Genomic DNA, 26586 nt, shown 5'->3' on the forward strand with positions numbered 1-26586 from the left:
TATCAAGGAGCGAGAAATGAGACAAGGAACTTTTTTTTGTATTGATGCTCATACCTGTGGCAATCCCGTTCGACTGGTTGCGGGTGGTGTGCCCCCACTTGTAGGTAAAACTATGAGCGAGAAACGTCAGTACTTTCTAGAGCACTTCGATTGGATTCGTCAAGCCTTGATGTTTGAGCCTCGTGGTCATGCAATGATGTCTGGTTCTGTTGTTCTGGCTCCATGTAGTGACAATGCAGATGCTTCCATTCTATTTATCGAAACCAGTGGCTGCCTCCCAATGTGTGGTCACGGCACCATAGGTACCGTCACATCCGCCCTAGAGCACAAACTCATCACTCCGAAACAAGAAGGGAAACTGATCTTAGATGTGCCGGCGGGACAAATAGAGGTTCACTATCAGCGAGAAGGTGAAAAAATCACGTCGGTTAAGATATTTAACGTTGCCGCCTTCCTCGCTCATCAAGACATTACAGTAGATATTGAAGGGCTTGGCACCATAACGGTTGATGTTGCTTACGGAGGTAATTACTACGTAATTGTCGATCCACAAACGAACTATCTCGGTTTGGAGCATTACAGCTCAGACGAAATATTAATGCTAAGCCCTAGAGTAAGAGAGGCTGTTTCTGCAGCGGTCGAATGTGTACACCCTGATGACCCAACCGTTTGTGGCGTATCACACGTACTTTGGACAGGTAAGCCAACTCAACCCGGAGCGAGCGCAAAAAATGCGGTTTTCTATGGCGAAAAAGCACTTGACCGATCCCCTTGTGGTACAGGAACAAGCGCGAGAATGGCGCAATGGCACGCCAAAGGAAAGCTCAACATCGGAGAAGATTTTATCCATGAAAGCATCATCGGCAGTTTATTTACAGGTCGCATTGAAGACACAACAGAAATAAACGGTAACGCGGCTATCTTACCTAGTGTCGAAGGTTGGGCTCACGTAACCGGACACAACACTATCTGGGTCGATGACCAAGACCCGTACGCCCACGGATTTGAACTCAAATAACTAGGAATTTCCATGAACCAGACCGATAGCTTTGCTGCAATTAATCCAGCAACCGAACAGACCATAGAAGGTCTATTTCCACAGCACAATGAACAAGATGTTGACCTCGCCGCTATGGCTGCAAACGAAATCACTCAGCAGTTTCGTCGCACGTCACCAATAAATCGAGCACAATTACTAAGAACTATTGCCGAGTGTCTCGAAGCGAAAAGAGTATCCATAGTGGAACGAGCTCACTTGGAATCAGCCCTCCCACTGGCAAGGCTTAACGGGGAGTTAAGCCGGACGACTGGGCAATTAAACTTATTTGCTAATGTTCTAGAGGGCGGATTATGGCAAGACGCTATTTTTGACACCGCAAATCCAGAGCGATCTCCACTACCAAAGCCTGACATTCGCCGCCACAATATCGCTTTAGGCCCAGTCGCCGTTTTTGGCGCCTCAAACTTCCCATTAGCCTTTTCAACTGTTGGTGGCGATACCGCTTCAGCACTCGCTGCCGGGTGTCCTGTCATTGTAAAAGGTCATCCTGCTCACCCCGGCACCAGTGCAATTGTGGCGAAATGCATTGCTACTGCTCTCGAACAACTCGCTATGCCACAAGCAATATTTACTTTATTGCAAGGCACTAGCCACAAGTTAGGTCAATCGGTCGTCACCCACCCACTTGTTAAAGCGGTTGGTTTTACTGGATCAATTCATGGCGGTCGCGCACTTTTCGATCTCGCCAACCAAAGAGTAGAACCTATCCCATTTTACGGTGAGCTTGGGGCGTCTAACCCTGTATTCATCTTATCGCACCGCATGCAGCAACATGCGTTGTCACTTGCTGATGAATTTCTAACATCAATGAATATGGGTTGTGGCCAGTTTTGTACCAAGCCTGCCGTCGTATTCATAACTAAAGGAACAGCGACAGATCAATTCCTTACTCATGTTCGCCAAAGCATCCAATGTTTACCTGAACAAATAATGCTCACCACGGGAATCAGACAAAACTACATTCAACAGTGTTTAGAGCGTTCGTCTCAACCAGGACTTATTCAAACTCGCTCTTCCGTAAGCCATAGTGTTGCACCCATGGTATTTGAAACTACAGCCAAACAATGGCGTGACAATCCTCAATGGCAAGAAGAGATCTTTGGACCACAGTCGATAATTGTCGTATGTGACGATGACCAAGAAATGATAGTTCTCAGCAAAGAACTCGCTGGCAGTTTAACCGCAACGATTCAGGCGCAACCCGAAGACTATTCTATTGCTGCCAAATTAATACCACAGTTAGAAGAGGTGGCAGGAAGATTGGTATTCAATGCTTGGCCAACCGGTGTCGAGGTAAGTTATGCCATGGTTCATGGAGGCCCATACCCAGCTTCAACAATGTCGGCCAGTACATCTGTTGGAGCGGAAGCAATCAAACGCTGGTTGCGACCGGTTGCTTACCAAGCCGTACCTGACGAGCTTCTCCCTGATGCACTAAAGCGCGAGAACCCTCTCAACCTCCGACAGTCGGTTGATGGATGTTAAACTCATTACTTTAAACTATATAGCCAGCCAATTAACGGCTGGCCTTATCCAAAGCGCTAAGTATTTTAATACAGTCATTATGTACTAGACCGATAAAGATCGAAACTAAGAAGCACAGAAAGGCGTATAAAATACAAATTGAAGTTTTTCAGCAATTGAAAAATGAAAGGCAGGTCAGATCATCATATGACATAGCGCCCAATTAAATGGACAAGCTACAGCATGAAGGTCGCAATCCAACAGTAAAATAGTATATTAAATACAATATCGAATGAATATGTCTAGTCGGAGACTTGGATGTCACAAAAAACTGTATTTAAAACTCGCACCCAACTGGTTGAAGAGGCTATTCGAGCCAAAATTCTTAAAGGTGAGCTTAAAACTGGCCAACCGCTAAGGCAAGACGCCCTAGCAAATGAGTTTAATGTAAGCCGTATTCCTGTACGCGAAGCTCTGATGCAACTAGAAGCTCAAGGGTTAGTGGTTTTCGAAGCGCATAAAGGAGCTACGGTGACTGAATTATCACCGGATAAGATCGACGAACTGTTTGAGTTACGTGCCGTTGTTGAATGCCATATTCTTGAGCGAGCCATCCAGAATATGACTGATGACGATTTAGAACGCGCTAACCAAATTCGCCAACGCTTTGATGATTTGGTCAGCCGAGGGGACGAAGTGGAAGAGTGGAGTAACCACAATTATGAACTGCATAAAGCACTCTACTCACCTGCAAATATGCCTGAAACTATGGATGTCATCTACAACCTCAATACTAAATGTGACCGTTATATTCGCATGCAACTACTGTTCACTGAAGGAACAGAAAAAGCCGATAAGGAGCATGTAGCCTTATTAGAGATGTGTAAAAATCGAGATATCGAAGGCGCGAAATACGTTCTCAAGAAACACATTCTAGAAGCTGGCGCTGCTATTCGAGACCTGCTTGTTGAACGCCATCAATAGAGATACGTTCTCCATGTTGAGCTGCACCTCGATCGATAGTTGTTGATTTGAACAACTATCACAGGTGATAAAATTGACTTCTATAGATCTAATTAACAGCTACAAATATTAGCAATACCGCCTCATCCAATGGGGCAAATCTAAGTCATCTCATATGCTAACGATGATGACTGAGCTAGCCGTGTCAACTAGCTCGAAGTTGGACATTTCTGAGTTCCGTTCCACAGCCGACTCCAACTTTTCTGATTACTTCTCGTATTGCTATCATGTGGCCAGCCTATATGTAGCTGACCAAATTACCTTAGCGACTAAAGTCATGCATAGTTCAGTACAGTTTCTTAAAGTTGAAGAATTAACTTTCCTACCGTATTACCACTTTCTAAATCTCGATGAGCTTTTACGCCTTCTTCGAGTGAATAGATCTTGTGAGCTGGCATTTTAATCTTACGCTCTAAAAGCAAGCTCTCGATTGATTTTATCGCCGAGACATTGCCTTGTTTACTGTGGGTTCCTCCATTAAATAATTCAAGCTTAATCGACTTCATAAAGGCATTTTGTAGTGCTGTTTCTATATTGGGGGCTTGATTATTTTCAGCGAAGCCATACCAAATTAAATGTCCATTACTTGCAAGAAGGTCGATATCTCTTGCAATAGAATTACCGCCAGTAGCATTGAAAATAGCGTCTATTCCATCTGGATATTCGCATTTTATAATATTTTGGACACCTTCCTGTTTATAATTTAAAACATGATCTGCTCCCAATGAGTGTACATATTCTTTCTTTTTATCAGAGCCGACTAAAGCAATAACTTCATGGTCTTGAGCTTTAAGAAGTTGAACTAGAACGCTTCCCACGCTTCCTGCTCCAGCATGAACGAGAACTTTTCGCGCAGAGCTGCTCAAACGTTGGGTCAAGAGAATCGCAGTTCTTGCCGACATACTGATACTACTTGCTACTAGAGGTGAAAGTGACACAGGGACAGCTAGTTCCCATTCTAATGAGCTGGTAGTGTCGACAACAACGTACTCAGCGTAGGATTGACTGGCTGAAAATGTTACAAGTTGTCCTTTCTTATAACCACTGACTTTAGCCCCCATCTCTTCAATAATGCCTGACCCTTCCATCCCTAAAGTAAAAGGAGGGGTGGGTATGCCTGGGAAGGCACCTTTACGAAGGTACGTATCTGCTAAGTTAATGCCACTATAAGCGACTTTAATTAGTAGCTGACTTTCGCTTATTTGCGGTTTTTCAACTTGGTTTACGGTTAGCACTTCTGGGCTGCCAAATTTAGTTACTTGTAGAGCTCTCATTTTTTAGTATTCCTAAATAATTTTTAGTATGTTGACGGGGTAGCTAATTGTTTAGAAGCCATTGGGGTTATCGATGACATAAAGCCAACCGCCATCAGAATATTTCATTACTTCTAGAGCCATTCCTGTTTGTACACTAGGGATTTCCCAGTCGGAACGGATAAGTGCAGTGTCGCCATTGATATGAATAGACACGCCATGTGTGACCATTTCCACGTCACCTTGCATATAGCCTTTCAAGGTCTGTACGATAGCGTCTTTGCCTCTAGCGAGATTACCTTCAGCATCTAAGACGAATACGGCATCTTCATGGAATAATGTCGCGAGCCCAGTTGTATCTTTATTTGAAAAATACTTTGCAAATAATTGGTGTAATTCACTAGGTGTTTGCGGTTTTGTGTAATCTGTCGATCCATAAGATAAAAAAGAAAAAGCGCTTAAAGCAATCAACCATACAGCTTTCATAATGTTTCCTTCATTTAGTGTTCTGTAAAGATAGTGTGATAGTATTAGAGTTGGTTACTACATGAAATTAGCTACCTAAAAGTAACTAGGTACCTACAGGTAACTTAGTAAGGTGCGCCAATTTTAGAAAATGCAATATGAACATATAAAAGGAGTGGACTATGAGCCAGCAAGGTAAACACCCCGAGGGCTATTGTAGTGCGGATCGATACTTAATGTTGATCTCTACAAAGTGGACTGCGCATATTGTTTGGTTAGTCGGTCAGCATAAAGAAATACGGTTTGGGCAAATACAGAAGCAGCTAGCCTTGGTGTCTAGCAAAGTCCTCAGTGAGCGTTTAAAGCTGTTAACAGGAGAAGGTTTTGTTTGGAGAAGACAAGAACAGACGGTTCCTGTAACAGTTTATTACGGGTTGACGCCAAAAGGAGAAGAACTTGCAGAAATTGTCGATATTATCGTAAACAAATCTGACGACTGGGATAGTTGATCGCACTATACAATGCAGGACAATGATTAGAACAAGTAAGTCAAATGAGGCTTAGATGAAATGTGTGTTCCTCGGTCTAAACAAACTTTGGGGCAGATACGCGTTAGAGTTTAAGGCCTAACGCGCTCGATATAGATAAGTATCTTGAAACCTTAAACGCTTGTTAAGCGCACTTAAACTGAATTTTGGTGCAAAAAGAGCGCTTTTTCGCCTTTGAGGTAATAGCTAGTAACTAGCATTCACGGTCTACTAGGTAGATGTGCCTTTGGGCCTTTCCACTCAAAGGCATTGAGTAATCGGTCAAATATCGAGTGTAAGTGATTCATTGAATCGGGCGATACGTCCACTTCACCATAGTGGCCATCCGCCATGGTAGAGCCATACCTAGTACCATTGAGACAGTTCAATAACAGAATACCACCATCAGCCTTAGCTAATTGATTGTCTATAGGTTTTAAGTCTAATTGTCGAGGCGGCTTACCTCTATGTCCAGCACCAAGACCTCTGGCTCTGTCCTCCATGTGTTGTGCTGTATTGCGTACTCCACGTAGGTCAGGGAAGTTATCACCTATTTCATTGTGAAGCTCAGCGACAACCTCTGGTGTGCCTTCTTTGCTCTTGAGCACTTTCATGAATTTATCAAATGAATCAAGGGCATATAGAAATGCTCTGGCATAGATGAACGACTGATTGTGTGTAAACTCTCTTGGTAGTTCACCTGCTTGCCACTTTTCACGTTTAAACTGGATTTCAGTCTTGATGTAGATTTCATCATGGACTTCACGGGCGTATGGGTCAGGGTAGCCCTTTTCGATTTCAGTTTGAATTACACGCCTACGTTCAGAGTCGCGTTGCCACTGGTCACGGCTAGGTGGGGAACGGTGGTAACTAATCGATTCTAAGAACATATTGAGCGTTAAGTTAGCTTCATAGAATTGACCTTCTATGTGCCTAAGGAGCGATTCAACTTCAAATGCCCAATCTTGATCTTCGTGAACTATCCAAGTACCAGGTTTGGTTACTTCGTATATCAACATCAATGCCTCCTTTGAACTGTTACTAAACATATAGACACTTCATTTCATAATAGGGAAATTAGATAAATTAAGTCAAAGAGGAATTTATATAAATGTTGCGAGTATCAGCTCTAGCACAGAAAGGGGCATTTTTGATTTTGACTGATTTGTGCAACAGGCTGTTGCACAATTAGAAGATTGGAGTTATTTCAGAATTTGAAATAACTGAGGTTTTCATCGAAATATTAGTAATTGATACTAGAAAAGGATGTATCCGAGTGTTAAGCCCACAATCATTATGATGATACTGGTTAATGTCATATTGTTGTCGACCCATTCATCAAGCTTACTCATTCGAAGTTCCTCTTTCTTTGCTAATCATGTCAAAACCATGTTCAACACCATAAATTACTTCACGTAAGTGTGCCTTATTTGGTGAGTTCAAATTAGCAATGACTCGACCAATTTCATTGCCCAAGTCACAAAACTCAATATCACCACCTGGAAGGCTATCAAGTGCTAACTTGAGGTTTGAAAGAAAAATATCAGGGTTCAGAAAATCTGAACTAGGTTCATCGAAAACCTCATTTCGGTTAGCCATGAAATCATCTGTAACCCGTTCTCCCCCGTCGGCGAAGGATATCCAATCAGGTTTTGTTTCGCTCTTTGCAAGCAAATCACAGTGGGTATTATAAGGAGTCATCCCTTCTAGCAGCTCTTTTTCGGTCAACTTTTTCTTGCTCATCGCATACAACCTGACAGGATATTTAGATTAGTTGCAGTATAGCAAAATCAGCTAGACTGCCGTTAGAACGAATGCGCTGAAACAAACTTGGGGCAGAACCTTGTTAGCGATTTAACTAAATAGGTGTGCCACGGGTTAAATGGCCAATAGACTCGCCTCAGGCTTTTCTGTGCTATAAATTCTTCAACTCTCATTCCAGTGAAACTCTGCATCAACAGTCATTGGGAGACCATTTTTCATCGCGTCCCACAATACAGGAGCAAAGGTTTTAAGCGTTTCTATATTTGAGCCTTTATACTGATCACAGCTTGAATCTTTATCAAGTTCTAGCCATTGCTTTACCGTATATGCATCAGCACCTTCATAGAGCCAGTCTCCTACATCTTTTTTGACTGACTCCTCTGTACCTGTTTTGATAAAGACATGCCGGCCTTCACCAGTTGCATGATAGTCAATCACTACAACCTTAAATAAGTTATGCTCTGCTTGCATGTTCTCTAAAAACTCCTTTTAAAAGAATGACTTTAGCCATCAATATCAAGCCTATGTGTGAAGCAATTTAAAGTTCAGTATAACAAGATAAAGCTCTCACCAACTTTAAAAATAAAAAACCATCAAGCCTAAACATGATGGTTTTGATTATTAACTGCTTGTTCAGCAGGAAGGTTGCTTTCTTCCTGGCCTATTCTTAGCTGCCTATTCGGCAGGACACATTGTTTGTGATTCGAACTCCATTGTGCCACCTTTCTTAGCTGCCTATTCGGCAGGACACTGTAGAATATAGTCTCTAACCATCTGATTCTGCATGCTTAAAGTCACAATTCATCAAAATACCCTTTTTCTTCTTGCATCTGTAACTCATTGTTTTTTTGGTCTCTAAAAAAGAGCTATAGAAAAAGGATCAAACACGTAGCTCCGGTACTGTGCCTTTTCTTTCTTGATTGGTGGCTAAACCATAGCTGTTAAAGTTTGCTGCAACGCACTCACCAACAAACTCCTTTTGTACAAACAAAATATAACTTTCCCCTGATGAACCGCTGGAGATTGGGATTCGATGAAAACTATCGATGATTCGCTCTTCATTAGTGGCTGGTAACGATGGTTCAACACCAGATAGTTCGGCTCTCGCCATGCTACGTTTGATTCGACGTTTCTTGGAGCCCAGAAAACTTTTCCCAATCGTTTGATTACGGGTAAACCTCACCTCAACCGCAATGTCAGGCACCTCACAAACACTGGAGATCTCAAACAAACCTTCATTTACCATCAAAGAAAAATAGGGCTGAAAAGAGAGTCCAACCATCATCTCCTTATCTTCGGCAACAAAGGCAATAGTTTGGCCAACTGTAGATTCATTCCAATCAGGGAAACTCACACCAATCCTATTCATCGCTTGTCGGTTATTCACCATAAACAGGTGCATTTGGGATATACACCGACCTGCCAATAGCTCATAGTCAGCTTGTGCAGGCGTGTAACGTATTAAGAAATAGTAACGCTTAGTCATAGCTCTCCCTTACTTAGCCTTGGTTTTAGACTTTGAACTTGAGCAATTGAAGAGGCCGCCTTTGATCAAGACAGACATGATGAAGTGCACATCATTTGGGATGACTTGAGAAGCTGTCATACTTTCAATCCAGTTCTCTGTATTTCTGAGCAGTTGATAGAAATCATTTCCACGTGCTGTGTGTCGCCTTGCTATAACGTATTCTCGATCTGCCCCATATTCGTTCACTCTTAAGGGTTTATCTGCGTTTTCATGCCACCAATCGTCAATCGATTGCAACGCGGCTCCAACTTTTTGACCATGAAACGCAACGGTTTCCTTTCCGTTCAATAGTTCGACGGTAGCTAACTGCTTAGTCGGAACACCATCTTCTCGGCTATCTAAAAACTCTTGGCTTGGGTAAACCTCATCTCCCCAACCAACTCCAATTTTAGCTTTGACATCCATGTAGAAATATTCGGTCGGATCGGAAAGGGCTCGCATCAAATAGGCTGTGAGCTTTTCTAGGCATTCTGCTGAAGCCTCATCCCAATGACCATACCAAAAAAGCCTTGTTGCGTTTTCTATAATCAAGGTTTGCGAATCACTGGTGGTCACTTCTATCGACAATTGTCGACACTCTCTATTTCTCCAAAGCCAACTGCCAAGTAGTATATTCTTCGCGTATCGATGAGCGAGCTCCTGATAGCCATTGAGCTCTTTATAAGTATTAGCCAGTAACGAAAGTTTACTGCGCACTTCATCGTCACTACAGATATCTGGGGTTAGAGAATTTGCCCGAATTCGAAGGGAGAATGCACAGTAGATATCATCTACACCCGGCTTTACGTAACACTCTTCGATGAACTGAGGATTGGAGTAAGCTAAGTCTTGTGGAGCAACATTCTTTTTTACAAACTTGCCCCCTTTATAGGCTTCTGCATAACCACCTTTTGGTGCGCGCAACCTAGTTCTATCAATTTCAAGGGGACACATCTCACCACTTTTAGATAGAGAGTAGAAATATGCTTTGCCAGCAGAGAGTGATCGAACATAGTTCAGCTGAGTGCAAAGTTCCATAAACGATTAATCCCTATAGTTTTTTATAAGAATAGTTTCGCTACTGCATTCTATCGACCAAAAGGCGTGCTTTAAAAAGTGATCTCTTCCACTAAAACGTACTTCTATCGGGTTTACTCGCTGAGCAAGCCCTATCGCATTCTCTGCATAAGCGTGACAACTGGTGATTGAGTTGCTCCGTTTAGTTGGTTGTTCTAACAAATGGTAGCCAATAGAAACTGGCAAATTATCAGCGTCTTTAGTAGTAAAACGCTCTAGCTCATCAAAATCACTCGGCTGGTTTTCACTTGGATATAACCATCGCCCGTATGCTGGTAACCCTTTTATGACATGGAAAAGCTCACTCCTGCTGGTAAATATCCTTAGCCACTCAATCTGCGTCGATAGCTGTGGTTGGTATAATGCCCCTCCGGAAAAAACTACGGGAAGAGCTGTTTTAAGCGCGGACTTAAAATCTGAAATTCGGCTGTCACTATGGACTCTAATAACTAAGTCTATTTCTAGGTCTGCCAATCGTTCACTACGAATAGTTGGTCGCTTCGCGTTAGAAACCGTTCGCGCTTTGGCGACTGAGTTGGGTTCGGTAAGCTTCGCTGTCGGTTGAATATTTTCGCTTCGAACATAAAAAGAGAAACTCGAAAACTCAAACGGGGAATCACAATTAACTAGCTTATTAAACTCTCTTTGGTAATGGTGCATGAACCCCCAAATAGCCGCCAAAGAAGGAGCACCACACAGATATGGGCTACTCATTGCGACCGCATCTTGCACTCTCATTGATGACAAATAGATATACTGCTCACCCGTTACCTTATCTTCATTGCCATTTGGTTTACTGAGTTGTTCAAGTATCCATACGATTTGGGCTTTGACGACCTGCATTAGCTTAGGATGATAGGCAAACTTTGCGGCATACCTATTATTCTGAAACGTGAGATGCAAGCGACGGTTAAACTCACTAGCTAAAGAGCCTAGATCCGATTCTGGTAGCGCCAAAAAGGCTTGAGCTAAAGTGTCATCATGTTCCAATTGCTGTTGATTAGAGTCAGCATCAACGATATCTCTTAACTCAATTAATTGCAGTATCCACAGGGCTATCTGCTTTCGCAATATCTTACTTCTAACCTTACGAGCGCTCTCCCTTTGCTTCTGCGTTTTTGATGGCTCTGAACCAATTAGATGATTTAACACCTGACAAATTTTAGCATTAGTTACCTGATAGTCATCAAAGTAGTGGCCACTCTTTTGGCGACTTTCAGTTAACGTCCCACCCTGCGCTGGTTTGACGTCTAGCGGGTAGTTAAGGACTTTCATATGCCCACCCAAACTGCCACACAAGTTCCCGATACTTGCCGAGTTTGGCAGCGATGAAGACACAAAGCTGAGCTTACTTTCTCGACTTCTCGATCTCACTTCTAACTCTCTTTGGATGGCATGACTGACCACTGGGGTCACCGAAACATAATCATCCCCCCATGGAAACCGCAGTTGCTTGCTGTAAGTGCTGACACTGTCAGGAAAACTATTTTCAGGAAGTTGTTCTTCAATTGTATGTTTTAAGCGAGCAAGTGACTTAATGCCTAAACCAAATTCTTTTAGCAGCTCAACCCAAACAGAGGTTTCTTGCTGAACAAGTGAAAGAAGACTCACGGACTGTGATTGCCAGCGGAAAGGATTCAATAACCACAATGTGTGACGATACACCGCAGAGTTATGCGCCCACCCCAAGCGTTGCTCTAATACTGCGCTTGAAATAAATGCCTCGGTTGTCACAAGAGGCTGTGCAACTATCCGCTGATCTTTAACTCGGCAGTCTGGAAACTTGAGATTATGAGTATGGAACCATTTGATCTCGTCAAGGGATACGTCTAGGTTCTCAGCCGCTTTTAAATGCCTTTTAGCGCGGGTAATATCCAACCAATCCGAGCATCTATCCGCTTGATGGCTTGAACTGAGATTGAGCAAAATCGTTAACGCTTCTTTTTCACACCCTTCAACACAGACATCTTCCGTATAGGGCATGAACATCTTCTTTAAAGCAGACTGCTTTACCGCTTCGTCTTCAATTGTTAATAAGTCACTTAATTTCGTCATAATTACCACTCAGGTAGATACACGCTTAAACCATCACTTTCAGAGCTCATTCGCGTCAACTTTGTTTCGATGACACTTCTTAAAGTAAACGCCGATTCATGACTCGCTATCTTTGTATGCATTCGCGGCCTGATAGCGGCTTTGATCTCACCAAACTCATACAGCCGATACACTTCATCCGTTGTACAAGAAAACAATGTAGAAGCTTCTAGAGGGCTGAGCAGTACATCACTGATATTTCCTTTCACACTTGAAGGTACTGTTGCCATCAGCTGTGTAAAGTAAGCTAACACCTGAGTAAGTACGATATTGTGACTCAACTGTCGACTGGGTAAGTGGCGACAATCTTTAAGCAGAGCGCCAAATGCTTCATTGAAAAACATTTTCTTCCAATCTTTTACTCGAACAAGTTCTGCCTTCTCTTTCAAAGCATCGAGGTCTTGCCACAATGACGTTGGCCAAGTGCCACAATATTCAATGAATGACTCAAAACTGATGTTATCGATATCGCCATAACGATTTACATACCAAAGTAAAAAACCATAGCGCTCAGATAACGTCATTTCTCCCTTTAGTAATCCCAAGGGTTTTGAATCATTCCCTGACAACCATTGAGCAACTAATGCCTCAACCTCTGACGCATCTTCTACTAGCGAGTTTCGGAGTTCAAAACCACATTTACATTGGCTAATACTCTCGGTACTTTGATATTCAAGTCTCGACTTACACTCAGGGCAGTGATGAATCAGTTTACAGCCATGATGTTCACAAGCTTGGTGAGAGATAAATTGCCACTGCTGGCGAATGTAGGGTGCTTCGTTAATACACAGAGGGCAAATAGGCGTGAAGCGTTTGCGAAGAAAAGAATAAGGGTAGTCAGAACCAAATCTATGTACGGCCTTGTATTGCGGAGAGAATTGAGCTTTTGAATGTGATAACGCGAGGCGCAGTACACCAAAGTTATTGAGCTTTAATTGGTTCTCAAGGTGGATAAGAACCCGCACTCGCATTTGGCTTGTGGTTTGAGCGTGGTAGATATTGACTCGATTTAGCTCTAAGGGGAAAGCACCAGCCATCGCCTCATGCTGATCCATGGTGTCGAACCAGATATCTTCGGCGAAATGAGAAAATCGCTCGTAACCTTGCTCTTGCGATAAACGCAACAAGAAGCTTTCGAGCGACTCGTCAGGGTAAAATTGAATGTCCTTTTTCACATGCCACCACTAAAACTTAGAATTTCTAAGTTTTAGTATTACCGTTAATCCGAGTAATTCAAATTCTGTAGAGTCAAATTGTGACTAGAAATCAATTCCAGGCTTACCGCCTTGGCATTTAGGGCACTTTCTTTGAAATACATCTGTCCCATTGGCTCCATAAACAACACCGCACCCAGCTTCAAGACATTCGAGTTTGTAAGATACTTGGCAATGATCATTACCATCTATCCCTCTAGTACCGTGATTCTTTTGGTTATTGCGATTGATATAACCAATCTGAGTTGTAGTAGTACTGCCACTTTTAAACATAAACAGCCTTAGGTCAGCGACTTATAAGACGAGAAACCAATTAAGCGTGCGCTAGTTCCTTGATTTCTAAGTCCTAGCCTAATACAAATTTTCTTGTATATTTCAGGAGGGAAGCCTCCCTTGAAGTCCCACTCATCAGAAGCATTTTTCATACGTGCTACCCCTGAAATACTGGGGTATTTTTTACCTAAATTATTGTCCACTATGTACTTCGATAACTGCTTACTAGTTCTAAAATTTAATGGACGCATCTCTGCAATCAATTCTTCCATTTCTCTTGCTTCATCGTCTTTTGGCCTAGATTTGGTCAGTATTGGCCCTGCATTAAGTTCTAGTGGCTTGCGGGGATTCTTATCTTTATTTACAACTGCATCTCGATTTTCAGCAACGGCCTGTTTGATATGGACTGTAGCTAACTTGCTTACTTTCGGGTTATACAATCTGCCGTCTTTGTACAACTTAAATAAAAATCCGATTTGCGCCTCAAACTTATCTGAGGTTTGAGAGTGCGTGAAGACATAACAACCATTAGGTTTAAGCTCAACTTGATCGTAGAGTAAACCTCTCACACTTACGGTAATTTTTTTGTCGCTCAGCTCTTCTAATAAACCATTCAATTCGCTCATTAATTCAATCTCAATTACTTTGAATTACCACTAGACCATCCTGTTTAACCCTTTCGATAAGATTAAAAATATTACCTACACCCCACTGGTTAGAAATGGCAATTAACTCACCAGAGGGTAGCTCAATAAGGTCTTGCTCTGATGAATGGAATCGCTTCATAAGGTTTTCAGGAATTTCATCAATTCGTTTAGCAATGCGACGGCGGATAGAATTATCAAATACCGCTAGCAAAGCCTCTAGAGACACGGGTTGTTTTTGCTCAATCCAATCAGTCATCAGTACTAAGGCTAAGTTTCTTTTATTATATAACTGACCTCTGTACTCAAACTTCGAATAGTCTTTAGTCCCTACTTGTGCCTTACGTTGTTCAGAACGCTTTTCTCTGAACCTAACCTGATACTCTTCGACTTCTGGTACGGGAATAATTTGCTCGGCGTTAATTAGAACATCGTCTTTGTAACGATACGGCGCTAAGCGAACACAGCTAATGTCGATGCCTTTGTCACGTAGCCATAGTACCGAGGTAGTCAGCTCTTTACCGAAATCAGCGGATGTTAGAACAATTCGAACATCGTTACCAAAGTCGTCAAGGCTGCCTTCATCTAAATCGACAAAATCAAGAATTTCTTGTCTTGCAACGATATCGAGACCTTCTTTCTCGATATATTGCTCGAAGTAGTCACACGCTTTTTCAAACGTCATGGTAGAGATCATGGCTGCGTAACGAAGGGCTTGAAGTTCCATATGAGCGCCTACATCATCACGCTTTAGTTCAATGACCACCAAGTTTGCGTTTCTGTCGATGGCTAACAGATCAATACGGCGGCGACTGTCTTCCCAGTCGGAGAACTCTTCAGAAATCACCAAGCAATCGGGCGCAATGGCATCAATGCAACCTTTGAGAGCTTCTTGTAAATCTTGACGCTCTTGCAAGCCTTCAGCTGCAAATGTTGTTGCTCTTAAAGCGGTGAGATTTTTATTAGCAATGTTATATAAGCTCATAAGTAAATCCTATTAAGCACTCTCTGTAAGTTTTTCGCCCTGAACTTTTGGTAGTTCTAAGTTACTCAACTCGAAAGTGTTTCCTACAGACTGGTGATTTGAGTAAAACAATCTTCTTTTATTTTCACCGCGACCATCCGCAGACCATTGCTTTTGTTTTTCAAATTTCAGTGTAAGGAGAATCCCAATCGTACCTTGATCTAGCTCCAGCTCGTTATGAGATCTTGTGTCACTCCAAAGAGCCACCATCGAACTTGGAGAGTGCTTGCCACCATCAGTTGACCTTTGCGTCATACCATATGGAGAAATAGATAAAACACTACAGCCTGGCTCATCAACTAAACCTGCTGAATATCTTCCAGGCCAACGTCCTTTCATTTGGGGACCATCAAGTAAAAGAGCAACGACAAGATCAGGACCTAAAGATCGTAAAACTGGGGCAATAGGATCTTGCCTAGCCAAATCTTCACAAATCAACGGGCATATATGAATGTAATCATCTCGGTAAGAAATTAGTTTTCTTTCCCCAGTTGAGCAGTTCTCCCACCACTTTACTTTGTCGGTACTAAGTACATGCCCTAAACCGTAGGTGTTTAACTGTGTCTCATCAAGAGCCCACCGGTGGTGTTTCTTCTGGTTTTCACCAACATACCTGTCAACAAATCGGTTCTCATAAAGTAGGTCCAAGCTATTCTCACCATAAGTTCCTCTACAATCACCTTCACCAAAAATACCAAATATGATAACTGGTGGTGTAGTGCCCTTTGCTGAAAAGTGTGCTCTCAAATCTTCCAATAGATTACTTTTATCATTGGAATTCACGGCGCATTCAGGAATGACAACAAGATCGGGGGACTGCTCCTCACAAGACTCTATTGCATATATAACCATCTGACATGTTATTGCGTGGTGATTCACGTATGCGAAGAAGCCAAACTCTTCATCCATTTGTAAAGTTGGTTTATCGTCCTGCTGGAAAAACTCATCTTTAACCTCTAATGGCCAAGGAAGAATTAACACATTGTATTGATTAGACTCACTCGATTGTGTTGAATTTCCCACTAGTGCTGCAACTTCAACCCCTGGTTTAATGTATGCTAAATCATGGCTTAAGCTATTTAGCGAAATTCCGGCTTGGGGGGTATGGCTTTTAAACTGGATTACACCGTTACTTTTATCACATTGAGATAAGCTAGAAATAATTGAGCGCTCTTTTCTCGCAATCAATGCCTCTGCGTATTTACTGATCAAAGCATTAGGGGCTTGATATATTTCATTTTGTATTCGATACGAACACTCATCACTTGCGACATACAGTTCAAAAAGTAACTTTAAATATTCAGGGTTCTTTAGTAATTCTCCAATCTGAACATTTGCTTTACTTCGACTAAATAAAGCATGCAAAAGCCCATAGAACCTCGGACTGACTTCAATTTCATTATGAGTTTGAGCACTAAGTAATGCCCTAGACCAGTTTCTTGCATGGTTGCTTGTTTTTAGCTGCGTTAAGTAATCGACTTCATTCTCAATGGATACTATTTTCTGATACATATCATGCGTATCTAATATCCGAGCTATGAGATGAAACGTATTCATCGGCCATAACAAATACTGTAACAATTGATTGTCGGTATCTTCCAAATCTAACGTAAAAAAGCTCCCTTCCGAACGTTGTTTTACCCTAGCAAAATCTGTTGCTCGACCTGGATGGTCATCACCTAAAAACATATTTCTTAATAACGTTGCGAGCTGCATATCTACACCGCCTGCTCAACGATAGCGTTAGTGAGGTGAAGTTGAGTGGCTTGAGACTCTTTCAACCGAGCTTTTAAATCATCACAGATACCCAAAAGTACGTCCACTTTTTCGATGATGCGAGAAAACTGCAGCTTAGGAGGGCATGGAACCAGAACATTACTCAAGATTTCTAAGTTAATATTTTTCTGTGCCGTAGAAGGAGCAAAACGCTCTAAGTTTTCTTTAGCTGTCTTTATGAAGTAGTCAAAATAAACCGTCGGGATTTCCTTATCATAGGGCGTATAACCTACAACACTATCAGGGAAACAAGCATCAAACCCAAGCGTAGCCGTATCTGCAATATTCGCGGCAATAGTGATACACAAAGTCCCTTTAGGCCAAAGCTGGCTCTGAGCTAAACCAAATTCATTATATTTTGCCGTATATGTTTGTATCGTTCCGTTAGCACGAGCTACATCACCTGTTTGGACTAGCGGAATGCTCCCACCTTCGTATAGTTTTGGGTCATTTCGAGGCCTATGCTTGGACTTGCCTCGTGCAAGCTCTCCAAGATCCGGAAGGCGACACCACTCCCATCCATTCGGCAGTTCAAACGGCTTTTCGTCATCAGCAATCGGCGGCAGTGCTTTCTGCTTTTTGATTTTCTTGTCTTTGATTAACTGCGCTTTTTCTTCCGCAATACGCTCAAGCAGTTTTGCAGCAGGTTCATCATTTGGGTCTTGTGGTACAAGCTTACCCATTACCGCCAGTTGCAGGATGGTTTGTTTTAGCTGGTCGATGCTCGCTTCGGTGGTGAACAAGGTATCGAAGTGCTCGCTGATTCGTGCCCAGTTTTGCATTAGCTCGTCGGCATCAGCAGAATTGGTTAGCGTGTCTAACAGCGTTGTCACCAATACCTGATGTACCGTAATACTGGCTTCAGTTTGTTGATCCAGTTGGTCGCAGAGTGTCATGAGTTCATCGACTTTGGCGACGATTCGGTGCTGCTCGGAAAGAGGGGCTATTGGCACCAACAGTTCCTCCCATTTACCTCTATTGATAATTGGTGTTGCTGACCCCGTAGCTTTATCTAAAAGACCTTCATAAAAAGAATTTGTTGATACTGCCGCATAAAGGTAATCAGATTCCATTATCAAAGGTCTTAAAGCATTGATTTGTTGGTTAAAGCCAATAGTCTGAGTTGCTAGCGCAGCCTTACCAATCGAGCCTCCAATACAAACCATCAAAATATCACCTTGAACAGCTTCAGTACTGTGTAGCAGACCTTCGGAACTCAAAAATTTTTCAGCTTCTAATAGTTGACCGTTCTGCGTAATCTGTCCCGGTCCAACAAAAGGCAACTTTCCTTCAAAAAACTCAGTCTGTTTAGTACTTGGAGTTTTACCTGTTGCACCAATACCCGCATTACCTAACCTTGACCAAGCCCACCCTTGAGGCAAAACAAAAGGTTCATCTTCATTGGCAATCTTCGATAGCGACTTCGATTTCTTAATCTTCTTCTCTTTCACCAACAGCGCTTTTTCTTCCGCAATTCGCTCAAGCAGTACCGATGCAGGTTCATCCATTGGGTCTTGGGGCACTAACTTACCGCGCACTGCCAATTCCAAGATCAGCTCACGCAGTTTCTTTACACCATAAAGCTCGCGCTTTTTGCTGCTACCACGGCCAGAGGCGGATTTGGTTTTCACTGTTGAAGACCAAACATCGATGTTATCTGTGATCAACTGATTCATAGAGGTCTGTTCTACACTCATTATTCAGCACCGCCCACAGACGAATTCAGGGCTTCACCTAGAATGCCTTTAAGTTGATTACGAAGCTGTGAGATCTCTTGCTGCTGCTGTTGGTAGCTCTCTAATAACTCGTTTGGATCGTGACTTACCACTTCACCTTGATACGGGTTTTTAATATCTAGGTTGAAGTTACGCTCAATGATATCGGTGATTGGCACTTTCCAAGCGTGGTTGTTCTCTACGCGGCTTGCAAAACCATCGTCTTCATTGCCCCACCAATCGATCTCTTGTTGGAACTCTTCAAACTTCATTGGCTTGGTTTTGCTGTAGTTCTTCACGCCCTCAGGGTATGGGTGCTCGTAGAACCATACATCTTTGGTTGGCTTGCCTTTGGTGAAGAACAGAATATTGGTTTTGATACCCGTGTATGGGTTAAATACCCCATTAGGTAAACGCACGATGGTGTGCAGGTTACACTCTTCGGTTAGCATCTTTTTGATTTTGGTTTTAACACCTTCACCAAACAATGTGCCGTCTGGCAGTACTACCCCTGCGCGGCCGCCATTTTGCGTTTCTGAGCCTTCGTCTAACACTTCTATGATCAGCTGTAAGAACAGATCGGCAGTTTCACGCGTCTGCATTTCTGCAGGGAAGTTCTTCTCAATGCCGTCTTCTTCGGTACCACCAAACGGCGGGTTGGTCGCAATTACGTTGATGTTGCTATCCCAACTTGAAAGCGGCTTGTTAAGCGTATTACCGTGTTTAATTTGTACTGGTACTTCAATACCGTGCAGCATCATGTTGGTGATACACAATAGATGCGGAAGCTGCTTCTTCTCTACACCGTGAATTTGCTTTTGCAGTGTTTGGTGATCCGCTGCTGTTTTCACGTAGTTGTCTTTTACGTGGTCAAACGAACACGCTAGAAAGCCGCCGGTACCCGTTGCTGGGTCCATAATCGCTTCGCCAAGCTTTGGATCTAATCGGTTGACGATGAAGCGTGTAACGGCACGAGGCGTATAGAACTCACCCGCGTTACCTGCGCTTTGTAGATCTTTTAAGATTTGCTCGTAGATATCACCAAATAGGTGGCGCTCTGAAGAGTCGGTAAAATCAATTTCATTCAGCTTGTTGATCACTTGGCGCAGTAACGTACCGTTTTTCATGTAGTTAAACGCATCGCTAAATGCTTCTTTAACAACAAAGCCACGGGGGTTTAGATCAACAGGTGCAGTTAAGTTTTTCAGTTTGTAGAATAGGTCGTCGTTTACGAACTCAAGCAGCGCTTCACCGGTAATGCCTTCGGCATCTTGCGCCCAATTACGCCATAGATATTGTTCTGGGATTGGTGATTTGTAGTCGTCCAGTTCTAGCTCTAACTCTTCTTCTTGAGCGTCAAATACTTTAAGAAAAAGTAACCAAGACATTTGACCAAGGCGCTGTGCATCACCGTCGACACCCGCATCTTTACGCATGATGTCTTGAATGGATTTGATAACTGAACTGATAGACATGTTTTTCTACTATTAAACAACTGAAATTTGTGGCGAATTATAGCAGAACTAGGTCAAAAAAATGAAGTTAGTTCTATGAAACCATAGATATAAGATTCATTAATCTATAGCCTGAACTTATAAAATCATAATCATAAATACAGTTGGCTAAATAATGAAAATAGAATGCCCTCGTTGCCAGAAGGACAATGAGATTGAATTTGCAGAAAACATATCATGTTCAGAGTGTGAGAAGAGTTTTAAAGGGTTTAAGTTCAGCAAACGAAAGCTCGTTTCTGCTAGCTCCGCTTTACTGGTTGGAGCCCTAGGGGGTTACGCTGTTGAAAGTGGGTTAGACAAAGAAAGGTATCCTCTCGAAGTGGAATACGCGATTGTCGATACTTGCGTGAATTCTAGCAAAAACATGGTGTCGGTAAGTTGGTATGAAAGTAAACGGGAAACTTGTTTATGCGCATTAGAAAAAACAGAAAATGATGTGGCATATTCAGACTACAAATCAGGTCAAGCTATATTTCTTCGCACATTCAAGCAACACGCCAACAAATGCTCATAAAAGGAGAGGCAGCATTATGCTACCCCTCCTTTAATTATTAGCGCTTAGGTGTGTTTCCGCGACCACCGCCCGATGGTTTGCCCGTCGTACTTGGGTAATTTGGATTCGGCTTAGCGCCACCTTTAGGTGTACTTGAAGCTGGTTTATTCATGATGAACTCCTATTTCCCTTGTTTTTGGTTGTGAGCAGCTGCGCGTTGAGCTCGGCCAGCAAAGTCGCCTTTAGGAACTTGCCCACCGTTTTGTTTTGCGGCATTACCTTGAATGCGAGCAGCGGCTTCTGGTGTCATTGGTGCTTTTGATTTAGTCATGATTTTATCCTTAAAAATATCGTTATTAATGTGTCTTCGCTAAGACCAGGTAATATTAACTAAGGGGTTGGGGAACTATGGGGACAACTACAAAACAAAAGCAAAAACAGATTCAAAATACTTTAGACGCATTAGGTTGGAGCCATCATCGGTTTGCTGATGTACTCTACGAAGAGCTCAATGATAACGACGATTTTAAAGAAACAGACAAAGAGAATATCCGTAAGCTTGGTCAAAACATCAAAAAGCAGCTAAAGCGTGATTCGACGCCCGAAGAGCGCCTCAATAAGTATTTACAGGTACTGTTTGAACACCCTGACTACCAAGCCCTCAACTTAGGCAATATTTTACCTAGATATATTGCTCACAACTGCATAAGCGGAATGTTAGCCGATCAGCTTGCACTACTCTCATCTGAACTGGATCTCTCCGATGAAGACAAAAAAGGCCGCTAAATTAGCGGCCTTAAAGGTTTTCGTATCTACACGGTGTGAATATTGTTAAGCAGATTGGTAGATAGCAGCTTCCAGTTCATTAACCGCTTCTAAATATTGCGGTTTGCCACCAAAGCCTTTCTTAATGATTTCTAACGGTCTACCCATTTCATCGAAAGGTTTCACTTTAAGAACGTGGATGTTTTCGATCTCTTGCACACCTTCATCGGCATACTTATCAAGGAGGTTGTTCAGTACCTGCTGCGCTGTATCACCATATTTAGTGAAGTAGTTACGCTTCTTCACGTTATCGGCACGTTCTTTACGAGTTAAAGCGGGTTGGTCGTAAACGACATGGCAAATCATATCGAATGGGTCCATGTCTTTACCCACTTCGTCTTCTAATGCTTCCCATAGAATACCGGCTTCGGCTAGCTCATCGATAATAGCTTGCTTGCGGTCAGATTCGTTCCAACGCTTGGTGAACTCATCTAAAGAGGAGAACTGCTTCACCATGGTTTTACGGGTGTAGTCTTTAAATGACTCGGTAACAAGCTTACCGTCTGAATCATAATATTGGACACGTTCAGCGAGCGCTTTTACTGGAACTCCATTCACATGGAATTTGCGAACTCGATTCTCATCGTCCCAGTCGTCTGCACCGCCTTTATTTTCAGGAGAGTTTCCAAAATCTTCGCCATAGGTAGCCTCTGGCTCTTGAATTGAATCAGGATCAATGTCTTCGTCACCGAACGGGTTATCAGCATCGACATCATCAACGCCGTCGATGATGTCATCTAAATCTTCTTCATCTTCGAACTGCTCTGGCGTAGTGACCTTCACGCGTTCTGGTGTTCCGTCAAAATCTGGACGAGCAAAATTCTCCGTCGCTTTTTTGAAATCTAAAATAGTAAACCAAAGCTTACCGTAGCGCTCATCAATACGAGTACCACGACCAATAATCTGCTTAAACTTAGTTATTGACTGAATACTTTGGTCAAGCACCACTAGCTTACAGGTTTTTGCATCAACTCCCGTCGTCATTAGCTCTGAAGTCGTGGCAATAACAGGGTACTTTTTCTTAGGATTGATGAAATTATCTAGCTGATCTTTGCCAATGTCATCATCACCCGTGATCTTCATTACGTATTTATCGTTCTTCTTAACTTGCTCAGGGTTCAAGTTTACCAATGCACGGCGCATGCGATCTGCATGGTCGATGTCGTTACAGAACACGATGGTTTTGGCCATTGGGTCGGTACGTTTCAGATAGTTGGTAATGGTTTGCGCGACAAGCTCGGTACGCTCATCAATAACCATAGTGCGATCAAAATCTTTTTGGTTGTAGATTCGATCTTCAATAGCTTCGCCATTTTTGTCAGTTTGCCCTTTGGTTGGTCGCCAACCTTGAACATCTACATCAATGTCGACACGAACGACCTTATAAGGGGCTAAGAAGCCATCCTCAATACCTTCTTTAAGAGAGTAAGTATAAATTGGGTCGCCAAAGTACTCGATGTTAGAAACTTCATCGGTCTCTTTTGGTGTTGCCGTTAAACCAACTTGAGTCGCACTGTTAAAGTATTCAAGAATTTCACGCCAAGCGCTGTCTTCTGAAGCACTACCACGGTGGCACTCGTCAATGATGATTAAGTCAAAGAAGTTAGGGTCGACTTGCTTGTAGGCTTTTTGTTCTTCTTCTGGCCCCGTAAGCGCTTGATAAAGCGCTAGATGAACCTCAAAGGCAGGGTCGACTTTGCGACCTGTAATTTTTGTCATTGCTGTGCCAAACGGCTGAAAATCATTCGTTTTGGTTTGATCGACAAGAATGTTTCTATCCGCTAGGAACAGAATTCGTTTCTTGGCTTTGGCTTTCCAAAGTCGCCAGATAATTTGAAATGCGGTGTAGGTTTTACCAGTACCCGTCGCCATGACCAGTAAGGCTCTATCTTGGCCAGCAGCAACGGCCTCTACTGTTTTGTTGATAGCTTGAAGCTGGTAGTAACGCGGTGATTTACCGCTGCCATCATCATGGTAATCTTGGGTGATAATTGGCAGATGTTCTTCTTTATACCCTTTCCAAGCACAATACTTTTCCCACAACTGCTGAGGGGTTGGGAAATCCTCTAAACGAATTTCCGTTTCAAGTTGAGTTGGGTTGGTTAAGTCTCGGAAAATAAAACCATCACCATTCGAGGCAAAAACGAATGGCACCTCTAGCAGACCTGCGTACACCATGCCTTGTTGCATGCCTTTGCCAACTTCATGCTTATTGGCTTTTGCCTCAATCACTGCAAGCGGCATACTAGGCTTATGATAAAGTACGATGTCAGCTGATTTTACTTTCTGACGAGCAGCAGCTTGGCCTCGAACAATCACTTTACCATCGCGCAGTTTCACTTCTTGGCGAATCTGAGTCATATCATCCCACCCTGCCTCTTTAATCGCAGGAAGTATGAATTTGGTAATGATGTCGGTTTCAGATAACTTAGCTTTATTAATGCTGCTGACCATTTGGATTACTCGTAGAGAGACTCAATAGCTAATCAGTATATCGTAAAGCCAATATAAATCCGAGTGCGCATTATTCACGGTGTGATTAAGTGAATGTTGCGATAACTCTTTGTTTAAAGTCACCTAAACGTAACTCATCATAACCCTCGAAATCAGAGTAAAAAGCGTTTTGAACCCCATCGATTTTTGACCAATTTAGTTGAGTTGAGGACTCCTCAGATACCATAATCTTATCGTTCGACAAATCTATAGGAGTAAAACTCTGCGCCTTATCTGATTCATCAGTCTGTTCATTCGATTTAACAAATAGACACGACTCTGGAATGTCCTGCTCAATTCTTTCAGCAAACCCAATCAAACTTTCTTCGGCAAAAGTATACAACCACGCTTCTTGGTTGGGGGAATCATTGATTCTCAAAATTCGCCCGAGCACTTGCCTGAAGTAAAGTTCCGTTTTTACCGAGCTCATATGACAACAAACCTGCAGCCTTGGAATATCCGTTCCTTCACTTATCATCCCAACACTGACTATCCATTGAACCGTTGACTGACGAAAAGACTCAATTTCGTGTAACGGATTATGATGGTGATAAGTCACTATGCATGCTGATTGATTAAACTGCTCAACAAGTCGCTTTTGAATGTCTTTGGCGTGCTTAATAGAAGATGCGACTACCAAGCCTCCAGCACTTGGGGACTCTTGCCTTATCTGCGCTAGCTTTTGGCAACCACTATTCAATATGTAATTCATAGCGTCTTCGTTATGGATGACGCTTTGATAAGAGACATCGGATTGTTTAAGGCAATCAAGAATAGAGGCGAAGTGTTGATTGTCACTGCCAGCTTTAACGCTCAGGTGTTCATTATCTATTAAAACGATCTTCGGGCGGCGGCATACTTCGTCTTCAACAGCCTGTTGCAAGCCGTATTGGTAATCGCAAACAACCTTGCCATCAGGATCAGAATACTCAGCCATGACAATCGGTAGTCGATCAGAACGCCAAGGAGTCCCCGACAGCGCCAGAGTATAATAAGCAAAGCCTTGGATCTTCGAGACAATTTCTAGCCCCCATGAGTTTGACCGCCCCTCATCATCAAACGAACAATGGTGGATCTCATCAAATACGACTAAAACTCGATATTTGCTGACGGTGTACCAAAAGTTTTCATCCAAAAAACGGATTGATTGGTAGGTGTAAGAGCCCCCAAGAGAACCCAAACCTCCATTAAAGGAACATTCGAGCTTACATGAAAAGGTCTTTTGCATCCCTTCAGCAACAGTCAGAGAGGGCGAGAAGCACAGCACTAAGTCAATCATGCCTATTTCAAATAACCGACTCGCAACCTCGGCGGCCATAACGGTTTTACCCGCTCCAGGGGTTGCTTGACAGAAGAAGTGTGAATGCTTGTTTAAAGTGAATTTCTCGATAGCTTGATCTGCACACTCGGCTTGCCATGCTCTTAACATTGAGGAGCCTTGCTTTGGGCGACTTGCATCCAGTTGGTTAGTGCATTAATTCTGCCTAATAGCTTGGCTGAGCGTTCTCTTGCCGCATTAAATAGCGGCTGCATATCTTGCTTGTTGTTTGGAAAACGCGTTAACAACGATTGGTATTCCTCAATCTCGCCCAAAGTAATCGCCAACTCGCCTTCATGCTGTTTCTTCTCTTGCTCTAATGCATTTATAGAGCACTCTGGAGTTTGAACATCCGCAGAATCGACCTTAGCTTTCCTATTTCGACCCAGTCTAGGCTCAATTGTGAGCGCTTTGAATTCGTTAGTTTGATGGTAGCGCTTGTCTCTGCGAGACCCAATAACAGAAAGCCAACCTTTCTCCTCAAGTGATAGAAGTTGCTTATAAACATACTTTCGAGCCTCGACCTTGCTCGGGAAGGTTGAAGCACTGTTTAGCAAAGCATCCCTAGCTTCTGTGACGGAGAAGTTATCCATCCCTTTTTCAATCAATAGGTTAAACATGTGAGGGTTAATTCTGGTTACTTTCTTCATGTGACTCTTACAGGCAATAAAAACTTAGGATTGCTAAGTATACAAAAATCAGTAAAACTTAGACAATCTAAGTTATCTAAAGGTTGAAAAGAAATGTGTAAGTGCAAAAAGACAACCCCATCCCTGCGAGGCTCAAAGCTGCGCGTAAAAAAGCCAAGATCACCCAAAAAGATTTAGGGGTGAAAATTGGTATGGAGCAGAGTTCTGCTAGCGGTCGTATGAATCATTACGAGAAAGGCAGACATGTACCTGATATTGGTACGCTTGAGCGCATGGCTGAAGAGTTAGATGTGCCGCTAAACTACTTTTTCTGTAGGAGCGAATTGAGCGCTGAGTTAGCGTGCGCCATTGATAAGATGAGTGATGAAGAAAAGGCGGTGTTGCTGGAAAATCTGAGCAAATAACAATGTGCG

25 protein-coding genes are annotated in these 26586 nt (G+C 42.7%); 7 read left to right on the forward strand and 18 right to left on the reverse strand.

Features of this window, described 5'->3' with window-relative positions:
• Positions 1–16 precede the first annotated feature (16 nt).
• The 3 genes from SJY39_RS25305 (at position 17) to SJY39_RS25315 (ending at position 3508) form a co-directional block, all read left to right on the forward strand.
• The gene (locus SJY39_RS25305) at positions 17–1018 is read left to right on the forward strand and encodes a 4-hydroxyproline epimerase (RefSeq protein ID WP_146492940.1); all 1002 of its coding nucleotides are present in this window, start codon (positions 17–19) and stop codon (positions 1016–1018) included.
• 12 nt (positions 1019–1030) lie between these two features.
• Positions 1031–2545 (forward strand): aldehyde dehydrogenase (NADP(+)), encoded by a 1515-nt coding sequence (locus SJY39_RS25310; RefSeq protein WP_065099938.1) that lies wholly within the window; start codon positions 1031–1033, stop codon positions 2543–2545.
• Between the two features lie 297 nt (positions 2546–2842).
• Entirely contained in the window at positions 2843–3508 is a 666-nt protein-coding gene (locus SJY39_RS25315; RefSeq protein WP_017090294.1) for a GntR family transcriptional regulator, read from the forward strand.
• 338 nt (positions 3509–3846) lie between these two features.
• On the opposite strand, the gene SJY39_RS25320 is transcribed toward SJY39_RS25315, so the two are convergent.
• Together SJY39_RS25320 and SJY39_RS25325 are read right to left on the reverse strand one after the other, a co-directional pair.
• Positions 3847–4821 carry a zinc-binding alcohol dehydrogenase family protein gene (locus SJY39_RS25320; RefSeq protein WP_146493481.1) on the reverse strand — a complete coding sequence of 325 codons (975 nt, stop codon included), beginning with the start codon at positions 4819–4821 and terminating at the stop codon, positions 3847–3849.
• Positions 4822–4872: 51 nt separating this feature from the next.
• The gene (locus tag SJY39_RS25325; protein WP_146493482.1) at positions 4873–5286 is read right to left on the reverse strand and encodes a DUF4440 domain-containing protein; all 414 of its coding nucleotides are present in this window, start codon (positions 5284–5286) and stop codon (positions 4873–4875) included.
• A 161-nt stretch (positions 5287–5447) separates the two neighbouring features.
• On the opposite strand from SJY39_RS25325, the gene SJY39_RS25330 reads away from it, so the two are divergent.
• Positions 5448–5774 (forward strand): winged helix-turn-helix transcriptional regulator, encoded by a 327-nt coding sequence (locus tag SJY39_RS25330; RefSeq protein WP_390243021.1) that lies wholly within the window; start codon positions 5448–5450, stop codon positions 5772–5774.
• Positions 5775–6013: 239 nt separating this feature from the next.
• Here SJY39_RS25330 and SJY39_RS25335 read toward each other — a convergent pair whose 3' ends face one another.
• The 12 genes from SJY39_RS25335 to SJY39_RS25390 all read right to left on the reverse strand — a co-directional run bounded on the left by SJY39_RS25335 (position 6014) and on the right by SJY39_RS25390 (position 20355).
• Entirely contained in the window at positions 6014–6811 is a 798-nt protein-coding gene (locus SJY39_RS25335) for a hypothetical protein (protein ID WP_102290437.1), read from the reverse strand.
• A gap of 325 nt (positions 6812–7136) precedes the next feature.
• Entirely contained in the window at positions 7137–7535 is a 399-nt protein-coding gene (locus SJY39_RS25340) for a hypothetical protein (RefSeq protein WP_102412655.1), read from the reverse strand.
• 183 nt (positions 7536–7718) lie between these two features.
• The gene (locus SJY39_RS25345) at positions 7719–8027 is read right to left on the reverse strand and encodes a hypothetical protein (protein WP_102412652.1); all 309 of its coding nucleotides are present in this window, start codon (positions 8025–8027) and stop codon (positions 7719–7721) included.
• A 409-nt stretch (positions 8028–8436) separates the two neighbouring features.
• A complete protein-coding gene (gene cas6f / locus SJY39_RS25350) occupies positions 8437–9042 on the reverse strand; it encodes a type I-F CRISPR-associated endoribonuclease Cas6/Csy4 (protein WP_390243024.1) in 606 nt (201 codons plus the stop codon).
• Between the two features lie 9 nt (positions 9043–9051).
• On the reverse strand, positions 9052–10101 hold the full coding sequence (gene csy3 / locus SJY39_RS25355; RefSeq protein WP_390243025.1) for a type I-F CRISPR-associated protein Csy3: 1050 nt from the start codon (positions 10099–10101) through the stop codon (positions 9052–9054).
• Positions 10102–10107: 6 nt separating this feature from the next.
• Entirely contained in the window at positions 10108–12195 is a 2088-nt protein-coding gene (locus tag SJY39_RS25360; protein WP_390243027.1) for a type I-F CRISPR-associated protein Csy2, read from the reverse strand.
• Positions 12196–12197: 2 nt separating this feature from the next.
• Complete coding sequence (locus tag SJY39_RS25365; RefSeq protein ID WP_390243029.1) at positions 12198–13409, reverse strand: TniQ family protein; 1212 nt, start codon at positions 13407–13409, stop codon at positions 12198–12200.
• 320 nt (positions 13410–13729) lie between these two features.
• Entirely contained in the window at positions 13730–14347 is a 618-nt protein-coding gene (locus SJY39_RS25370) for a hypothetical protein (protein WP_390243031.1), read from the reverse strand.
• A 10-nt stretch (positions 14348–14357) separates the two neighbouring features.
• Positions 14358–15350 carry a hypothetical protein gene (locus tag SJY39_RS25375; RefSeq protein ID WP_390243033.1) on the reverse strand — a complete coding sequence of 331 codons (993 nt, stop codon included), beginning with the start codon at positions 15348–15350 and terminating at the stop codon, positions 14358–14360.
• A 12-nt stretch (positions 15351–15362) separates the two neighbouring features.
• A complete protein-coding gene (locus SJY39_RS25380; RefSeq protein WP_390243035.1) occupies positions 15363–17105 on the reverse strand; it encodes a hypothetical protein in 1743 nt (580 codons plus the stop codon).
• Between the two features lie 2 nt (positions 17106–17107).
• On the reverse strand, positions 17108–18862 hold the full coding sequence (locus SJY39_RS25385) for a restriction endonuclease subunit S (RefSeq protein ID WP_390243037.1): 1755 nt from the start codon (positions 18860–18862) through the stop codon (positions 17108–17110).
• On the reverse strand, positions 18862–20355 hold the full coding sequence (locus SJY39_RS25390) for an N-6 DNA methylase (RefSeq protein WP_390243039.1): 1494 nt from the start codon (positions 20353–20355) through the stop codon (positions 18862–18864). The genes SJY39_RS25385 and SJY39_RS25390 overlap by 1 nt, the downstream gene beginning before the upstream one ends.
• A gap of 154 nt (positions 20356–20509) precedes the next feature.
• Between SJY39_RS25390 and SJY39_RS25395 the strand changes: the two genes are divergently transcribed.
• A complete protein-coding gene (locus SJY39_RS25395) occupies positions 20510–20908 on the forward strand; it encodes a hypothetical protein (protein ID WP_390243041.1) in 399 nt (132 codons plus the stop codon).
• Positions 20909–21068: 160 nt separating this feature from the next.
• Here SJY39_RS25395 and SJY39_RS25400 read toward each other — a convergent pair whose 3' ends face one another.
• A complete protein-coding gene (locus tag SJY39_RS25400) occupies positions 21069–21218 on the reverse strand; it encodes a hypothetical protein (RefSeq protein ID WP_008220701.1) in 150 nt (49 codons plus the stop codon).
• 77 nt (positions 21219–21295) lie between these two features.
• Between SJY39_RS25400 and SJY39_RS25405 the strand changes: the two genes are divergently transcribed.
• Complete coding sequence (locus SJY39_RS25405; protein WP_390243043.1) at positions 21296–21673, forward strand: elongation factor Ts; 378 nt, start codon at positions 21296–21298, stop codon at positions 21671–21673.
• A 45-nt stretch (positions 21674–21718) separates the two neighbouring features.
• On the opposite strand, the gene hsdR is transcribed toward SJY39_RS25405, so the two are convergent.
• From hsdR to SJY39_RS25420, 3 genes are all read right to left on the reverse strand, one after another.
• The gene (hsdR, locus tag SJY39_RS25410; protein ID WP_390243045.1) at positions 21719–24166 is read right to left on the reverse strand and encodes an EcoAI/FtnUII family type I restriction enzme subunit R; all 2448 of its coding nucleotides are present in this window, start codon (positions 24164–24166) and stop codon (positions 21719–21721) included.
• Positions 24167–24251: 85 nt separating this feature from the next.
• Complete coding sequence (locus SJY39_RS25415) at positions 24252–25634, reverse strand: DEAD/DEAH box helicase (protein ID WP_102402116.1); 1383 nt, start codon at positions 25632–25634, stop codon at positions 24252–24254.
• Positions 25628–26173, reverse strand: a complete 546-nt coding sequence (locus SJY39_RS25420; RefSeq protein WP_102402115.1) for a hypothetical protein — start codon at positions 26171–26173, stop codon at positions 25628–25630. The genes SJY39_RS25415 and SJY39_RS25420 overlap by 7 nt, the downstream gene beginning before the upstream one ends.
• A gap of 101 nt (positions 26174–26274) precedes the next feature.
• Here SJY39_RS25420 and SJY39_RS25425 point away from each other — a divergent pair, with 101 nt between their 5' ends.
• On the forward strand, positions 26275–26577 hold the full coding sequence (locus SJY39_RS25425; protein WP_046225064.1) for a helix-turn-helix domain-containing protein: 303 nt from the start codon (positions 26275–26277) through the stop codon (positions 26575–26577).
• The last annotated feature ends 9 nt before the right edge of the window (positions 26578–26586 follow it).

This window comes from Vibrio sp. R78045, assembly GCF_042466085.1.
GTDB classification, from domain to species: Bacteria; Pseudomonadota; Gammaproteobacteria; order Enterobacterales; family Vibrionaceae; genus Vibrio; species Vibrio cyclitrophicus.

What these genes read in the sequence shown, in the direction of transcription:
- SJY39_RS25305 (WP_146492940.1), top strand. Translation starts at nt 17, where the DNA reads ATGAGACAAGGAACTTTTTTTTGTATTGATGCTCATACCTGTGGCAAT.
- SJY39_RS25310 (WP_065099938.1), top strand. Translation starts at nt 1,031, where the DNA reads ATGAACCAGACCGATAGCTTTGCTGCAATTAATCCAGCAACCGAACAG.
- SJY39_RS25315 (WP_017090294.1), top strand. Translation starts at nt 2,843, where the DNA reads ATGTCACAAAAAACTGTATTTAAAACTCGCACCCAACTGGTTGAAGAG.
- SJY39_RS25320 (WP_146493481.1), bottom strand. Translation starts at nt 4,821, where the DNA reads ATGAGAGCTCTACAAGTAACTAAATTTGGCAGCCCAGAAGTGCTAACC.
- SJY39_RS25325 (WP_146493482.1), bottom strand. Translation starts at nt 5,286, where the DNA reads ATGAAAGCTGTATGGTTGATTGCTTTAAGCGCTTTTTCTTTTTTATCT.
- SJY39_RS25330 (WP_390243021.1), top strand. Translation starts at nt 5,448, where the DNA reads ATGAGCCAGCAAGGTAAACACCCCGAGGGCTATTGTAGTGCGGATCGA.
- SJY39_RS25335 (WP_102290437.1), bottom strand. Translation starts at nt 6,811, where the DNA reads ATGTTGATATACGAAGTAACCAAACCTGGTACTTGGATAGTTCACGAA.
- SJY39_RS25340 (WP_102412655.1), bottom strand. Translation starts at nt 7,535, where the DNA reads ATGAGCAAGAAAAAGTTGACCGAAAAAGAGCTGCTAGAAGGGATGACT.
- SJY39_RS25345 (WP_102412652.1), bottom strand. Translation starts at nt 8,027, where the DNA reads ATGCAAGCAGAGCATAACTTATTTAAGGTTGTAGTGATTGACTATCAT.
- cas6f (WP_390243024.1), bottom strand. Translation starts at nt 9,042, where the DNA reads ATGACTAAGCGTTACTATTTCTTAATACGTTACACGCCTGCACAAGCT.
- csy3 (WP_390243025.1), bottom strand. Translation starts at nt 10,101, where the DNA reads ATGGAACTTTGCACTCAGCTGAACTATGTTCGATCACTCTCTGCTGGC.
- SJY39_RS25360 (WP_390243027.1), bottom strand. Translation starts at nt 12,195, where the DNA reads ATGACGAAATTAAGTGACTTATTAACAATTGAAGACGAAGCGGTAAAG.
- SJY39_RS25370 (WP_390243031.1), bottom strand. Translation starts at nt 14,347, where the DNA reads ATGAGCGAATTGAATGGTTTATTAGAAGAGCTGAGCGACAAAAAAATT.
- SJY39_RS25375 (WP_390243033.1), bottom strand. Translation starts at nt 15,350, where the DNA reads ATGAGCTTATATAACATTGCTAATAAAAATCTCACCGCTTTAAGAGCA.
- SJY39_RS25380 (WP_390243035.1), bottom strand. Translation starts at nt 17,105, where the DNA reads ATGCAGCTCGCAACGTTATTAAGAAATATGTTTTTAGGTGATGACCAT.
- SJY39_RS25385 (WP_390243037.1), bottom strand. Translation starts at nt 18,862, where the DNA reads ATGAGTGTAGAACAGACCTCTATGAATCAGTTGATCACAGATAACATC.
- SJY39_RS25390 (WP_390243039.1), bottom strand. Translation starts at nt 20,355, where the DNA reads ATGTCTATCAGTTCAGTTATCAAATCCATTCAAGACATCATGCGTAAA.
- SJY39_RS25395 (WP_390243041.1), top strand. Translation starts at nt 20,510, where the DNA reads ATGAAAATAGAATGCCCTCGTTGCCAGAAGGACAATGAGATTGAATTT.
- SJY39_RS25400 (WP_008220701.1), bottom strand. Translation starts at nt 21,218, where the DNA reads ATGACTAAATCAAAAGCACCAATGACACCAGAAGCCGCTGCTCGCATT.
- SJY39_RS25405 (WP_390243043.1), top strand. Translation starts at nt 21,296, where the DNA reads ATGGGGACAACTACAAAACAAAAGCAAAAACAGATTCAAAATACTTTA.
- hsdR (WP_390243045.1), bottom strand. Translation starts at nt 24,166, where the DNA reads ATGGTCAGCAGCATTAATAAAGCTAAGTTATCTGAAACCGACATCATT.
- SJY39_RS25415 (WP_102402116.1), bottom strand. Translation starts at nt 25,634, where the DNA reads ATGTTAAGAGCATGGCAAGCCGAGTGTGCAGATCAAGCTATCGAGAAA.
- SJY39_RS25420 (WP_102402115.1), bottom strand. Translation starts at nt 26,173, where the DNA reads ATGAAGAAAGTAACCAGAATTAACCCTCACATGTTTAACCTATTGATT.